Annotated in this window: 16 protein-coding genes; 9 read left to right on the top strand and 7 right to left on the bottom strand. The window is 61.4% G+C overall.

What is annotated here, in order from left to right:
• Positions 1-222 precede the first annotated feature (222 nt).
• Together DXD39_RS06660 and DXD39_RS06655 are read left to right on the top strand one after the other, a co-directional pair.
• Entirely contained in the window at positions 223-945 is a 723-nt protein-coding gene (locus DXD39_RS06660) for a LytTR family DNA-binding domain-containing protein (protein WP_117803558.1), read from the top strand.
• Between the two features lie 240 nt (positions 946-1,185).
• Positions 1,186-2,220, top strand: coding sequence for a GHKL domain-containing protein (locus DXD39_RS06655; protein ID WP_117803557.1), 1,035 nt, complete (start codon positions 1,186-1,188; stop codon positions 2,218-2,220).
• Positions 2,221-2,294: 74 nt separating this feature from the next.
• Here the strand turns inward: DXD39_RS06655 and DXD39_RS06650 are convergent, their stop codons facing one another.
• A complete protein-coding gene (locus tag DXD39_RS06650; protein WP_117758618.1) occupies positions 2,295-2,870 on the bottom strand; it encodes a hypothetical protein in 576 nt (191 codons plus the stop codon).
• Positions 2,871-3,006: 136 nt separating this feature from the next.
• On the opposite strand from DXD39_RS06650, the gene trxA reads away from it, so the two are divergent.
• The 7 genes from trxA (at position 3,007) to hypE (ending at position 9,564) form a co-directional block, all read left to right on the top strand.
• Positions 3,007-3,327 (top strand): thioredoxin, encoded by a 321-nt coding sequence (trxA, locus tag DXD39_RS06645; RefSeq protein ID WP_117735375.1) that lies wholly within the window; start codon positions 3,007-3,009, stop codon positions 3,325-3,327.
• Between the two features lie 221 nt (positions 3,328-3,548).
• On the top strand, positions 3,549-3,797 hold the full coding sequence (locus tag DXD39_RS06640) for a hypothetical protein (RefSeq protein ID WP_006235225.1): 249 nt from the start codon (positions 3,549-3,551) through the stop codon (positions 3,795-3,797).
• 1 nt (position 3,798) lies between these two features.
• Positions 3,799-4,311: a nickel-responsive transcriptional regulator NikR gene (gene nikR, locus DXD39_RS06635; protein WP_199572135.1), complete on the top strand. Its 513-nt coding sequence runs from the start codon at positions 3,799-3,801 to the stop codon at positions 4,309-4,311.
• A gap of 42 nt (positions 4,312-4,353) precedes the next feature.
• Positions 4,354-6,813, top strand: coding sequence for a carbamoyltransferase HypF (hypF, locus tag DXD39_RS06630; protein WP_117803556.1), 2,460 nt, complete (start codon positions 4,354-4,356; stop codon positions 6,811-6,813).
• Between the two features lie 130 nt (positions 6,814-6,943).
• A complete protein-coding gene (locus DXD39_RS06625; RefSeq protein WP_055250830.1) occupies positions 6,944-7,204 on the top strand; it encodes a HypC/HybG/HupF family hydrogenase formation chaperone in 261 nt (86 codons plus the stop codon).
• The gene (gene hypD, locus DXD39_RS06620) at positions 7,204-8,319 is read left to right on the top strand and encodes a hydrogenase formation protein HypD (RefSeq protein WP_117803555.1); all 1,116 of its coding nucleotides are present in this window, start codon (positions 7,204-7,206) and stop codon (positions 8,317-8,319) included. The genes DXD39_RS06625 and hypD overlap by 1 nt, the downstream gene beginning before the upstream one ends.
• Before the next feature lie 210 nt (positions 8,320-8,529).
• Positions 8,530-9,564, top strand: a complete 1,035-nt coding sequence (gene hypE / locus DXD39_RS06615; RefSeq protein WP_117803554.1) for a hydrogenase expression/formation protein HypE — start codon at positions 8,530-8,532, stop codon at positions 9,562-9,564.
• A gap of 235 nt (positions 9,565-9,799) precedes the next feature.
• Here the strand turns inward: hypE and DXD39_RS06610 are convergent, their stop codons facing one another.
• From DXD39_RS06610 to DXD39_RS06585, 6 genes are all read right to left on the bottom strand, one after another.
• A complete protein-coding gene (locus DXD39_RS06610; RefSeq protein ID WP_147347901.1) occupies positions 9,800-10,165 on the bottom strand; it encodes a hypothetical protein in 366 nt (121 codons plus the stop codon).
• A gap of 184 nt (positions 10,166-10,349) precedes the next feature.
• Positions 10,350-10,616, bottom strand: a complete 267-nt coding sequence (locus DXD39_RS06605) for an HPr family phosphocarrier protein (protein WP_117803552.1) — start codon at positions 10,614-10,616, stop codon at positions 10,350-10,352.
• A gap of 9 nt (positions 10,617-10,625) precedes the next feature.
• Positions 10,626-12,164, bottom strand: a complete 1,539-nt coding sequence (locus DXD39_RS06600) for a glycoside hydrolase family 1 protein (RefSeq protein ID WP_117803551.1) — start codon at positions 12,162-12,164, stop codon at positions 10,626-10,628.
• A gap of 72 nt (positions 12,165-12,236) precedes the next feature.
• Positions 12,237-12,563, bottom strand: coding sequence for a PTS lactose/cellobiose transporter subunit IIA (locus DXD39_RS06595; RefSeq protein ID WP_199569964.1), 327 nt, complete (start codon positions 12,561-12,563; stop codon positions 12,237-12,239).
• A 96-nt stretch (positions 12,564-12,659) separates the two neighbouring features.
• Entirely contained in the window at positions 12,660-13,979 is a 1,320-nt protein-coding gene (locus DXD39_RS06590) for a PTS sugar transporter subunit IIC (RefSeq protein ID WP_117803549.1), read from the bottom strand.
• A gap of 11 nt (positions 13,980-13,990) precedes the next feature.
• Positions 13,991-14,320 carry a PTS sugar transporter subunit IIB gene (locus DXD39_RS06585; RefSeq protein WP_117803548.1) on the bottom strand — a complete coding sequence of 110 codons (330 nt, stop codon included), beginning with the start codon at positions 14,318-14,320 and terminating at the stop codon, positions 13,991-13,993.
• Between the last annotated feature and the right edge of the window lie 72 nt (positions 14,321-14,392).

Below are 14,392 nucleotides of genomic sequence, written 5' to 3'. Positions count from 1 at the left end.
CTATGCTTCGCGATGTCTGGCATCGTTTGGCGCTGGCGGCTGGCGTGTTCCCCGGCCAGCCACCAGCATGTATTGACATGTTTATCCACGGATTATTTTGCTGCTGCACTTTCTAACGCCCTGCCGCTTGGCGCGAGTTGCACGCCGTGGGGCGCAAACGGTGCGCACCCCCGCGAGCGGTACGCGCCCAATGTGGCAAAATCGAATTACTAAGGGGGCCGAATGCTCAAGATTATTGCCTGCGACGATGACGTCGCTTTTCTAGATAGACTGCACCGGATGATCGACCGTTGGTCGACCGAGACGGGCACGGCGGTCGATGTTGCGCTCGTTACGCGCGGCGAGGACCTGCTGGCGCGCCATGCCGCGTCGCGCGCCGACATCATCCTGCTCGACATGATCATGCCGCTCGTCAACGGCATGGACACCGCGCGCGAATTGCGCCAGGCCGATACCGCCGTGCGTCTGGTGTTCCTTACCTCGTCGCCCGAGTTCGCTCTGGAGTCCTACGAGGTCCGCGCCTTCGACTATCTGCTCAAGCCCGTGACTTACGAACGCCTGGCGCAGTTACTCGACGAGCTTTCGAGCATGCGCCCGGCGGCAACCGACGAGCTCGTGATCAAAACGTCCTTTGGCTACCACGCCCTGCGCCTGTCCGACATCGAATATGCCGAGGCGCGCAACAAGCACGTGGTCTTCCATCTGCGCGACGGGCGCGATATCGAGGCACTCGAGTCGTTCCGCAGCGTCGAGGACCGTTTGGCGCAAAACGCGGTCTTCTTTAAATGCCACCGCAGCTACCAGGTCAACCTGCGCAATATCGATCACTTCGATCGCACGGACATCGTCATGCGCTCGGGCGCGTGCATCCCGCTTTCGCGCAGCTGCAAGCAGGGATTCCAAGACGCCTACTTTGCGGTGCGCTTTGAGGGCGGGAGGCGTTGATGATCTCCTCGGTCGAAATGGTCCTTTGGGCAATCCACCACGCCACAACGCTACTCTTTGGCGTCTTTGCCTCGGCGGCGCTGTGCGGTATCGAAATTAATCGACGCCATGCACTCGAGTTGGTGGGGGTCGGAGCCGCAACAGGCGCTGCCTTTTCGATCGCCAATGTCGTAGGCGGAGAGCTTTTTGCCCGTCAGGCTTATCCGCTTGTCGTGCACCTGCCGCTTATCGTCTACCTGTGTGCGCTATCGTCTGAGCCCGCTGCTTGCCGCGCTCGGCATTACGAGTGCCTATCTGAGCTGTCAGTTCAGCAATTGGATGGGTATCGCCGCCTTTGCCGCAACCGATTCTCAGATTGCGTACTATCTGGCACGCATCGCTACCACGCTCGGCGTCTTTGCCGTCCTGCCGCATTGGGCCGGCGACATTGGACCCCGCCTGGCGATTAAAAGCCCCACCGAGCTGGGCATCCTTTTAATCCTGCCGCTCGTCTATTACATCTTTGACTACGCCACCAACGTCTACACCACGCTGTTCCACTCGGGCTCGGTGGTGACGGTTGAGTTTTTGGCCTTTGCGCTCTGTGCGTTCTACCTTATGTTCCTCGCCGTCTACCTGCGTGAATACGAAGAAAAAGAGGCTGCCGAGCGTGAACGCTGGATGCTCGAGACACGCGATAGCTCGGCCATGAAGGAACTCGATGCATGGCGCCAGTCCGGACGCGAGCTGTCGATTCTGCGCCACGACATGCGGCACTTCTTGCGCGGTCTGGCCGTCTTGATCGAAGAAGGCCGCACCGACGAGGCGCTCGATCGCATCGATACGCTATGCGAGGCCAACGACCGCACCGCCGTGCGCCGCTACAGCGCCAACGAGACCGTCAACATCGCGCTTTCGTCGTTTGGCTCGGATATCAGCAAGCGCGGCATTTCCGCCGACTTGCGCGCCGCCGTGCCCCAGAGCGTGCATGTGGCCGATGTCGACCTGTTCAGCGTGCTTTCGAATGCCCTGGAAAACGCCATTGACGCGGCGAGCACCGCCCCCGAGGGCAAGCGCTTTGTCGATCTTGATCTGCGGTTTGAGGACGGGCAGCTGCTGCTTTCGGTTTCCAACACATTTGGACGGGCGCCGCACATGGTCGACGGCATGCCCGTGGCTCAGCACGCCGGTCACGGCTTTGGCACCAAGAGCATTAAACTCGCCGTGGAGCGCATGAACGGCAACTGCCAGTTCCGCATTAACGGCGATCGGTTTGAGCTGCGCGCTGTGATGTAAGGGCGCGGGCGCGACGGATTTGCGTTCCGCGGGTACGGCTCGCCCGCTCGGGGTCGTTTGTCGACGCGGGCTCGCTACAGCGGAGCGGCCGCCGGAGTCAGCTGCTTGATGTAGGCCCACATGCGCTGCTTAGCGGCCTTGTCGGTGAGTGCCGCCTCAAAACCGTCGAGCGCGAGCACGCGGCGACCCTGCACATGGGCGACCAAGCCGGGCTTGAGCATGGCGGTGTCGAAGTCATCGATCGCCACGAGCATATCGGCGTAGGTCTCGCGCATGGCGTCAGCCGCGTTGTTGTCGAGCAGTAGCACCGCCTCGGGGTCCAAAGCCTCAAGCGCCTCACGGAACAGCTCGCACGGCAGAGTCTCGCCCACCGCGACCGCTCCGTCGCCTGCGCCGGCGACGCTTGCCAGCACGCAAAAATCCTCGGGCGCGTAGCCGATGGCCCCAAGCGCCTTGCGCAACGCCGCGCCATCCGGGCCGGCGGCAAGCTCGCCACCCGAACGCTCGGCCTCGTCCAAATCGCCTTTGACCAGCACGATCGGCGAGCACGCGTTGCCCGCGATACGCACGCCACGGACCGCAAGCGATGTGAGCTCCTGCTCGGCCGCCTGGGCGATGGCTTCTTTTTTCTGGCTTTGTGACGTGGACATGCGCTCTCCAATCGTTTGCGTGCCCACCATTATATAAAAGAGCTGCCCGCGAGTGGTTGCTTTGCGGGCGGCTGGGTATAAGCACGGTCGTACTGAGTTTTACGCGGCCAAGCCGCGTCGCATTATGGAGGTCACCATGGCTGACATTAAGCAGATTACCCCCGAGAATTTCGATTCCGTCGTTAACGACAGCCTGCCCGTGCTGGTCGATTTTTGGGCACCGTGGTGCGGGCCCTGTCGATCCCTCTCGCCCATCGTTGACGAGGTTGCCGATGAGCTGGCGGGCAAGCTTGCCGTTGCCAAATGCAACGTCGACGACAACCAGGACCTGGCCATGAAGTATGGCGTCATGAGCATCCCCACGCTGATTGTGTTTAAGAACGGCGAAGAGATTGACCGCTCGGTTGGCGCTCTGCCCAAGGCGAGGCTGCAGGCGCTGCTGGAGAAGCATCTGTAATACGCTTGTTACTTACCCGCCGTCCATGAGCGCTTTTGCACCGCTCGCCGGACTTCTGGATGCACCGAGTGCAACCACGGATAGTATGGTAGTCACAAACAGCCCCCAGTGAACGGGTGCGGGTCGCACAGACTCGTACCCGTTTTCTTATGCAGCTGCGCGCAAAGCGGGCGTAGTAAAATCTGAACCACTGAACTGCCCCATACAAAAGGAGATTTCCCATGCATGATGTTGGAATGAACATGAGCCAGCTTGCCATGAGCGTCAAACAGGTCGACGACACCATCGAGCTCGCTCACGAATGGAGCCATCAGTTGCTACATGCGACCGAGAATTTTGACATGGAGCGCATCGGCGCCAAGCTCGAGGCCGCCATGGCCGCGCTGCACGAGGCGCATGACGCGCTCGAGGGCTACGAGGAAGCCATCGAGGCCGACCACAACTCCGTCGGCTCCGTGAAGCTGGTGTAAGGTGGCCGAACACGAGCACTGCTGCGGGTACGAGCACGAGCATCCGCACGGGGCGGACGGTGACGCGGGCTGCCACTGTAGTGGCTCCGGTTCCGAGCTGGTCCGTTTTTCGGTTACCGCACCCGACGACCTGCTGCGCCGTTTTGACGAGCAGATCGCGCGCCGCGGCGACGTGGCCAACCGCTCCGAGGCCGTGCGCGACCTGATTCGCGCCTCGATTGCCAAGGAGCAGATGCGCACGCCCGATGAGCATGTTATCGGGTCGCTCACCATGATTTACGACCACCATACCGGCGACCTGACGCGCCGTCTGGACGAAGTGCAGCACGACTACACCGACGAGATCGTATCGACCATGCACGTGCATCTGGATCACCACAACTGCTTGGAGATTCTGGCGCTCAAGGGTCGCGGCGAGCGCGTCTACGAGCTGGCCGACCGTCTGCTGGGCCTGCGCGGCGTTAAGCACGGCGAGCTCACGTGTGCCGCTACCAGGCAGAGCCTGGGGCTGTAGCGCACCTGTCCCTATTTGGTCGGTTTTGATGAGGGGTGTCGCATGCGGCATGTGCATATTCATGTGACGGGCATTGTGCAGGGCGTTGGCATGCGACCGTTTGTGTATCGCGAGGCCATGGCGCATGGCATTTGCGGATGGGTGCTCAATGCGGGCGACGGCGTGCATATCGAGGCGCACGCTCCGGCCGATGCGCTCGATGCTTTTGTTGCCGCGCTTTCTGAGCATGCGCCTGCGGCAGCCCGCGTTGAGCGAGTCGATGTTGCGGATTTGGGGCCTGGCGGCTGGAGCGCTGCCGATGAGCGGGGCTTTCGCATTGTGGCATCGCAGGATCAGACCGCGCATACCACGCTCGTCTCGCCCGATATCGCTACCTGCGACGATTGCCTGCGCGAGTTGTTCGATCCCGCCGACCGACGCTATCACTACCCCTTTATCAACTGCACTAACTGCGGGCCGCGCTTTACCATCATCCGCTCGCTGCCTTACGATCGAGCGGCCACCTCGATGGATTGTTTTCCCCTGTGTCCCAAGTGCGCCGCGGAGTATGCCGACCCACTCGACCGGCGTTTTCACGCGCAGCCCGATGCCTGCTTTGATTGCGGGCCGCATATTACGTGGCGCGAGGCTGTGAACGGCGATGCGTGCGGGAATTCGTCCGCGACACCGGCCGTCGGCACCACACGCGAGGCCAGCGACGCCATTATCGACCGCTGTGTTGAGTTGCTGGCCAACGGCGGTATCGTCGCCATCAAGGGCCTGGGCGGATTCCATCTAGCCTGTGACGCTGCCAACGAGCAGGCGGTGGCCGAGTTACGCCATCGCAAACGCCGCAGCAACAAGCCGCTTGCCGTCATGGTGCGCGACCTTGCTGATACCGAGCGCCTGTGTCATATCGACGATGCTGAACGCGATCTGCTCGCCGGCAGTATCCGCCCCATCGTGCTGCTGCGCCGACGTGCCGTTTGCGGGAGCGACGACGATTCTCCCGACGCCCTCGTACTCGCGCTGTCCATCGCGCACGACCTGCCCGAGCTCGGCGTTATGCTCCCCTACACCCCGCTTCAGCATCTGTTGCTTGCCGCGGCAGAAGCCCGCGGTATGCACGCGCTCGTCATGACCAGCGGCAACCTGAGCGAAGAACCCATCGAGACCGACGACAACCTTGCCTGGGAACACCTCGTTGCCGTCGGCATCGCCGATGCGCTGCTCGGTAACGACCGCGCAATTCTGTCGCGCTACGACGACTCTGTGGTACGCGTGGTCGACGGCGCCGTTATGCCCGTGCGCCGCGCCCGCGGATACGCTCCGCAGCCGCTGCCGTTGCCGGCGCTCGACGGCGCTCCGTCCTGCGTGCTCGCCTGCGGGCCACAACAAAAGGCCACGATCGCGCTCACGCGTGAAGGGACGAACGGCGAGGCGACCTGTTTTGTGTCGCAGCATATCGGCGATGTTGAAAACGGCGGGACCTTCGATGCCTGGAACGCCGCGCGCACGCGCTTGGAAGATCTTTTTGACTTGGCGCCCGCCGCCTTGGCCTGCGATGTACACCCCAGCTATCTATCGGGCCAGTGGGCGCGCGAGCAGGCGCGAAAATGCAATCTGCCGCTCGTCGAGGTGCAGCACCATCATGCGCATATCGCGAGCGTAATGGCCGAGGCCATCGCCGCGGGCCAGCTTACAACCGACGCGCGTGTCCTTGGCATCGCCTTTGACGGCACCGGCGCCGGCACCGATGGGACCATTTGGGGCGGCGAGTTTCTTGTCGCTGGCCTTGCTGACTTTGAGCGCGCAGCGCATCTGCGCACTTGGGCCCTACCCGGTGGCGTAGCGTCCGTACGCGATGCCCGCCGCAACGCCTTTGCCCTGCTCAGTGAGCTCGGCCTGCTCGAGCACCCAGGCGCCGCTCGTCTTTTGGACAGCCTCGACGAGCAAACGCGCAGCGTGACAGCCACCATGATCGTGCGCGGCATCAACAGCCCGCGTACCAGCAGCATGGGGCGTCTCTTTGATGCCGCGGCAGCGATTCTGGGCATCTGCGACAAGGCAACCTACGAGGGCGAACCCGCCATAGAACTCGAATCCGCCGCCTGGCGCGCGCTCGGCGGTAAGACCGTTCGTCTCGACGGCAATCATGCAGGCGTATTCACGTCTGCCGACGACTCCCCCATCTTGGACCCCCAACCGCTCATCGAATCTCTTCTGAATGGAATTGAGGCAGGCACGCCGGCCGACAGGCTCGCCCTCGAGTTTCACATCGCCATTACGCACGCTACGACCCACATCGCGTGCGAGATCTGCAATCGCGAAAACCTCGATACCGTCGCGCTCTCGGGCGGTGTGTTCATGAACCGGCTTTTGCTTCAGCTCCTTACCCACGAACTCAAAGACGACGGGCTTGCCGTCTTGGTCCCCCATACTGTGCCCGTCAACGACGGCTGCATCGCCTACGGTCAGGCCGCCATCGCTCGCGCTCGCCTCGCGCAGACAGCATCGCGATAGGCGTTTTGCCAGCCTGCGCGCCGCCGTCTCACAGGTGTAACGCGTTTGCTCGTGACTCCCGCGAGCGCTACCATCAACTGATGGGTAATTAGGCGCCTATCCAGCGCAAAACGTATAAAAGGGGAACATTATGTGCCTTGCCGTTCCCGGTAAAGTGGTCAAACGCGACGACGACCTTAAGGCGACCGTCGACATGATGGGCATCGAGCGCCCCGTTTCGCTGCGCCTCGTGCCGACGGCACAGGTAGGCGACTATATTCTCGTGCACGCCGGCTTTGGCATTCAGATTGTCGACGAGCAGGAAGCCCAAGAGACACTCGAGCTCGTCAATACCATGACCGAGCTGGCCGAAGAGGACCAGCTCGCCACTAACCCGGCCGAGGCATACTAGTGGCGGCGGCGCAGCCGGTTCGCTCCGGTATCGACTTTTCGGCATTTCGCGACCCCAAGCTGGCTCGCGAGCTCATCGATCGTATTCATGAGCTTGTCGGCAACCGCAGCATCAACCTTATGGAAGTCTGCGGTACGCATACCGTGAGCATCGGTCGCTATGGCTTTCGCTCCATTATGCCTGCCGGGCTCAAACTGCTGAGCGGTCCGGGTTGCCCAGTCTGTGTTACCGCCAACCGCGATATCGACCATGCAATCGCGCTCGCCAAGATGGACGGCGCCATCATCACCACCTTTGGCGACATGATGCGCGTGCCCGGGTCGTCTACCTCGCTCGCCGCGCAAAAGGCGGCGGGGCGCGATATTCGCATTGTGTACTCCCCGCTCGATGCACTCGATATCGCCGAACACAACCCCGATCGCCCGGTCATCTTTATGGGCGTCGGCTTTGAGACCACGACGCCCACCATCGCCGCCGCCATTTTGGAGGCCGATGCACGCGGACTCCAGAACTTCTCGGTCTATTGCGCCCACAAGACCACGCCGCCGGCGCTGCGCGCCATCGCCAACGATCCCGAGACCACTATCGACGGCTTTATCCTTCCGGGACACGTCGCTACCATCACGGGCCTGGCACCCTTTGGGTTTTTGGTCGATGAGTTCGAGACCCCCGGCGTAGTCACCGGGTTTGAGCCGGTCGATATCCTGCAAGGTATCTGCATGCTGGTCCAGATGGTTGTCGAGAAAAGGCCGGCGATCGACAACGCCTACCGCCGTGGCGTCAACGCTGACGGCAACCCCGTAGCGCGCCAGCTGGTCGAGCAGGTATTTGAGCCGTGCGACACCACGTGGCGCGGACTGGGACCGATTGCCAACTCGGGTCTTTCCATCCGGCCCGAATTCGCGCGCTTTGATGCCGGCGCCCGCTTTGACGTACCCATTGAACCGACGGTCGAACCACGCGGGTGCCGCTGCGGCGACGTGCTGCGCGGCGCCATCACGCCGAGCGACTGCCCGCTGTTCGGCCACGCATGTACGCCCGAACATCCCGTCGGACCGTGCATGGTGAGCTCCGAGGGCAGCTGTGCAGCATATTTCCGCTACCGAGGCTGTTAGGTTCCGCCGTTCTAACGAACGGCGGACCGGTCGACGCTGCGCGCCATTCAGGCGAGCGATTTGCCTTTCAATCGTCGGCTGCGGGCAAAAGCCCAGCAGCCTCCTCTTTCAAGGCAACTCACTTCGCCTGAATGGCGCTCGCTGACTTTTACTTAACATCGATTCTGCCACACTCAGCTATTGCCGACCCCCACGATTGGAGTTTTCGATATGTCCCGTACTGCCACCGATAGCACTGTCCTGTTGGGCCACGGCTCTGGCGGCCAGATGATGAAACGCATCATCGATGAGGTCTTTTTGGATGCCTTTGGGTCGCCCGAACTGCTCGAGGGCAACGATGCCGGCGTCGCTGCGCTGCCCGCGAGCGGGCGCATCGCCATGTCGACCGACAGCTTTGTAGTCTCGCCGCAGTTCTTCCCCGGCGGCAATATCGGCCGACTCGCCGTGTGCGGAACCGTCAACGACGTCGCGACCTCGGGCGCTAATGTGCGCTACCTCTCATGCGGCTTTATCCTCGAAGAGGGCTATCCCATGGACAAGCTGCGCCAGATTGTGCAGACCATGGCCGAAACGGCACATGAGGCAGGCGTGAAGATTATCACCGGCGACACCAAGGTGGTCGAGCGTGGCGGTGCCGACGGCGTCTACATCAATACCGCTGGCGTAGGCGAGGTGCCCGCAGGCGTGACGCTCAGCGGTGCCAACTGCCGGCCCGGCGATGTCATCCTGGTGTCGGGCACACTCGGCGACCACGGCATCGCCATCATGAGCCAACGCGAGGGCCTGGCGTTTTCGAGCACCATCGAAAGCGATGCCGCGCCGCTCAACCACCTGATTGCCGATGTGCTTGCCGCAGCACCCGACACACACTGCTTCCGCGACCCCACGCGCGGTGGCCTGGCCTCGACGCTTAACGAGTTTGCGCAGGCCAGCGGCGTTGCCATGGAGGTCGACGAGGATGCCGTGCCCGTGCGCCCCGACGTGCAGGCCGCCTGCGAGATGCTCGGCTACGATGTGCTGCAGGTGGCAAACGAGGGCAAGATGGTTGCCGTCGTGCCGACCGAGCAAGCCGATGCCGCGCTGAGCGCCATGCGCGCCGCCCGCTACGGCGAGAATGCCGCCATCGTCGGTCGCGTGCTGCCACTTGCCGAGGGCGCCCGTCCCGCCGTGCGCGTACGCACCGGCTGGGGCTCGACCCGCATCCTCGACATGCTCGTAGGAGAGCAGCTGCCGAGGATTTGCTAGCGGGCGAGCGCCGGCCGGCGCGGCTTCGCTCCGCCACCAGGCCGTCGTCCCGCCCTGCCCGATCCGCTGCCACCCCAAGATTGAGCGAGCCAAATGTTCACCCTGGAAATGAGCGGGGCACACGTGCGGCAGAGAGCATGTAAATCGACGAATGCATTTCCCCCAAATATCAAATAGCCCCGCGACCGGGCTGAAATCGGTCGCGGGGCTTTGCATTTTCAAGCTTTGCTGTTGTCTACGCTCTGAACTTTGGATACGTCAGCAGCATGAGCGCGACGCTCACGCCCAGCTGCATGAGAATCTGGCGCACGTCGCCGGCACCTCCTAACGCCGCGGCGCGAACCAGATTGGCGACGCCGAGTGGCATGCCGCCGCCAAACCAGAGCGAAAGACCTAGCAGCACCTTGTCACCCATATCAGGCTCAAAGGGCACCGAGGCCACCACCGCCCGATACGCTCGCACCTCAAGGAAGATCAACGCCACGATGAGCAGCAAGGTAACGAGCATCGACGCGATCGATGCAGAGGACGCCGCAGAGCCCGTAAGCTCGCCCACAGTCGCATCCATAAGTAGAACGCCCACCGCATAAATCAGTGACATGACCCCCAGGGTCGTAAGCGCCGAACGCGCCCCAACGCGCCCCGCGCCCCTAGCGCCAACGTTTCTTGCCGTCATCGTTAACCTCCCTAAGCAAAGGGCCCGCCGGCGCGCACCGGCGGGCCAATCTTTCTGGAGCCAGCCCACCTTGGGTGGCCCAAAGCGCATCGGCGCGGCTTTTGCCCGCCTACTCCCCGCAGCCACTCTCGACAAGCGCCACGAGGGCATCGACGGCGGCCGCCTCGTCGGCGCCGTCGGCCGCAATCACAATCTCGCAACCGCAGATCATCCCCAGGCTCATGACCATCAAGATAGACTTGGCGTCCTTGGCGTCTCCGCCCAACTTGCCAACGGTGATCGAGCTCTCGTACTTGCTTGCCTCCTGCACAAACAGCGACGCAGGACGCGCGTGGATACCGCTCGGATTCTTGACGATCGTCGTCTTGGAAACCATCTCTGCTCCTTACTCCACCACGATGTTGTCGGTTGCGGTATCGGCACCATTGCTAGCGATAAGTTTCTTATAGTAGAAGAAGCTCTTCTTCTTACCGCGTTTGCCGGTGCCGTTGCCGTGGTCGTCCTGGTCGACCGAGATCTGGCCGTAGCGCTTGGTCATCTCGGAGGTGCCGGAGCTGATCAGGTCGATAGGGCCCCACCAGGCGTAACCAAAGACGTCGACACCGTCGAGAATCGCCTGGTGCATCTGCTCGACGTGCTCCTTCATATACTCGATGTGCGCGTCGTCGTCGCAGAAGCCGTTCTCATCGCGGTTCTCGGTCATGCCGTTACCATTCTCGGCGATGAAGATCGGTAGGTGGTAGCGATCGTAGATGTGGTTGAGCGTGATGCGGAATCCCACGGGATCGATCGGCCAGCCCCACTCGGTCATCTCGAGGTATTGGTTCTTGATCTCGGTAACCAGCTTGCCGCTCGGCTCGGGGGAAATTTTGCCCTTGTAGCGCATGATGTAGGTCATGTAGTAGCTGATGGAGATGTAGTCAACCACGCCGGCCTTGAGGGTTTCGAGGTCGCCGTCCTCCATCTTGATATCGACGCCGTAGTCGCGTAAGAAACGCTTCACGTAGTAGGGGTACTCGCCCTTGGCCTGGATATCGGTGAAGAACCAGTTGAAGTGGTCCTCAAAAAGCACCTGGAGCTGATCCTCGGGCTTGGAGGTCTCAGCGTAGTTCTCAAGACGGCAGAGCATGTTGCCGATGTGAGCCTCGGGGTCAATCTCGCGCAGTTTGATAACCGCCTTGGCGGAAGCCACGAGCTGATTGTGAGCGACCTGGAACTTCTCGGGCCAACGGCCGGCATAGGGGTTGGAGCCGTCTTCTTTCTCGTCCCAAATCACGCCGCAGCAGGTGCAGGGGTTGGCGTAGACGTGGTTGATTTCGTTGAAGGTCATCCAATACTTGACCTTGCCCTTGTAGCGGCGGAAAAGCGTCTCAGCATAGTGCTCAAAGGCGTCGACCACGTGACGGCTCGCAAAGCCGTTGTACTCCTCGGCCAGGTGAAGCGGCATATCAAAGTGGTTGAGGGTGACCATGGGCTCGATCCCGTGCTTATGGCACTCGTCAAAGACTTTATCGTAGAAGGCCAGACCCTCCTCGTTGGGCAGGGCGTCGTCGCCGTTGGGGAAGATACGGCTCCAGGAAATGCTCATGCGAAAGACGCCGAAGCCCATCTCGCCCAAAAGCGCAATGTCCTCCTTGTAGGTGTGGTAGAAGTCGATGCCGCGTCGTTTGGGAAAATCATAGGCCATCTCGTCTGCCTTGCGAGCTGCGAGTGACTGTCGCGTAACGGAGTTGAGCGGGCCGCCCTCGACGATGCCCTCGCGGGCGCAGGTCTCGCGGTCGAGCAGAATCACATAGTCGGAGACCGCAGGGCCGCGACCGCCCTCGTCCCATGCGCCCTCGATCTGGTTGGCAGCGGTAGCGCCGCCCCATAGAAAACCCTCGGGAAAAGTCTCACCAAAGTCATAGGTAGAAAGGTCGATCATGGTATGTCCTCATCTCTCTTGGTTGGGTTGGGGATGCGAGCCGCAGGGCGCGACCCGCAATCGGGAGACGCGTTAGCGGGCGGTCAGCGCGCGCACTACGGGCATCATCTTCTTGGCCATGTGCAGCTCGGCGCTGATGGTCATAAGCGTATCCTGGGCGTGCACGAACAGCAGGGAGTACTCGACCTCCTCGCCGCCCGCCTGGCGCTGGATCATCTCGGTCTGCGCTTTGTGCGCCTCAAGGATCTTGGCATCAGCCTCGGCAAGATGCGCGTCTGCCGCATCGAAATCGAACTCCGCCAGGGCATCCATCGCCTTGTCGATGCAGGCGCGGCCGTCGCCAGCGTTGATGATGACGTTCATCGCGACCGCAGGAACGTTGATTGTCTCATCAGCCATCATGGCCTCCTATTCTTGGGTACCGGCCGCCTCCACGGCCGGTACTGAAACATCTGGTAGCAACTAGGCGACGAACTCTGAGTCGCCCGTAGAGGTTTACTCGACAGCAGCTGCGGCAGCGGCCTTGGCGGCTTCCTTGGCAGCCTTCTTGGCCGCTTTCTTTGCAGCCTTCTCGGCAGCCTGCTCTTCCTCGATCTTGCACTGGTAGTTATCGGCAGCCTTAAAGAACGGGAACCACAGAATCGCGGCGATCAGCAGGTTGACGCAGACAAGTGCGATATTGCGCACGTCTCCGCCCGACATAAAGAACGCCGAGACCGCATTGGGCAGGAAGTTCATATCGAAATTCTCGACGTGCAGGCTCGCCCAGCCCATGCTCATCCAGAGGTAGGCGTTGGCAGACAGCAGGATAGACTGCAGCACCATGGGGATGAACATAAAGGGGTTGGCGACGATCGTGGAGAAGACCAGCGGCTCGTTAATGTTGAACAGCGACGGGATAATCGTTGCACGGCCGAGCGTCTTGTTCTTCTTGGACTTGGCAAAGAGCATGTAGAAGGCCAACGGAAGCGTTGCGCCCTCGCCGCCGATCATGATGTAGCGAGTAATGCCGTACGCGTTAATGTTAGTGGGAGCGAGGCCTGCGGCATAGGCGGCCATGTTCTCGGCAAGAGCAGACTTTTGGATGGACTGCTGGATCGGCGAGAACACCCAGCCGGAGATGCCAAAGAAGTAGAAGGTGTCCATGACAAGCGGGATGGCGATGGTGCCGGGCAGCGTCTGGGCAAAGCCGGTAACGGGCGAAAGGATGATCGCGACCGCGCTAAAAACGTCGACCTGGAGCATGTTGGTAAAGAGCCAAGCCACAAAAAGCGACAGCAGCACCGCAATGATGTTATCGAACCAGTTCTTGACGAAGTCGGGCACGAGGCTGTCCTCGGAAAAGAACGTCATGCGCGCCATGCGCTTGTAGATAAAGCCAACGACAAATCCCACGACCATCGCGGTGAACATGCCACCCGCGCCAAACTTGGCCATCTGGAAGACATAGCCCTGATCGGTGATGGTGGGGTTCATGCACAGCATAAAAGCGCCTATACCGGTAAAACCGGCAATCATGCTGCGGTCTTTGCGATCTTCCTTGACCGCAACGTTATGCGGGATGATAAACGCCATGAACATGCCCACGAGGCCAAACGAGAACGTAGTGAGCGGCGACAGGTCGGGCAGGGCCGGGACAAAGCGACGGATAATGTTCCACAGGCTCGGGATGGCCGAGACCATGGAGAAGGGGACGATGTAGAGAACTGCGTCGGAGATAACGCCAAACCAGTAGGTTGAGGTAAGCTTGTTCATCACGGGGACGACATGCTCGGTGATCCACGCCTGGATCGCTTCCATGACCTTTTGCAGCATGTTGTCCCCTCCTAGTCTTCGTCAAGCAGGTCGTAGGCATCCTCGAGGATGCTCTCGCCGTCGAGCGCCGCGTAATAGTCGGGGTCGATGGCCATGACCTTCACGCCGTGAGATGCCACTTGAGACTGGATCTCGGGCACCTCGGAGGCGAAGTGCGGACCGAGCAGGAGGACGTCGATCTTGTCGGCGTAGTCCATAATCTCAGACTTACTGACTGCCTTGATGGTGCAGTCAAGACCCTTGGACTTTGCGACCTTGCGCATGCCTGCCGCCATAAAGCCGGTCGAGGCACCGATGCCGCAAGCGAGGAGAATGCGAACGGTGCCGTTCTCATCTGCCATGGGGTACTCCTTTCCCAATAAGCGGGCTCGAGGCAGCTCCGATGCCGCTGCGATCCCCGCTGTGTTCTTGGG

This window comes from Collinsella sp. TM04-29 (assembly GCF_003466565.1).
Lineage (GTDB): Bacteria > Actinomycetota > Coriobacteriia > Coriobacteriales > Coriobacteriaceae > Collinsella.
Note: the sequence above shows the minus strand (reverse complement) of the source record. Positions and strands in the feature narration are given on the sequence as shown.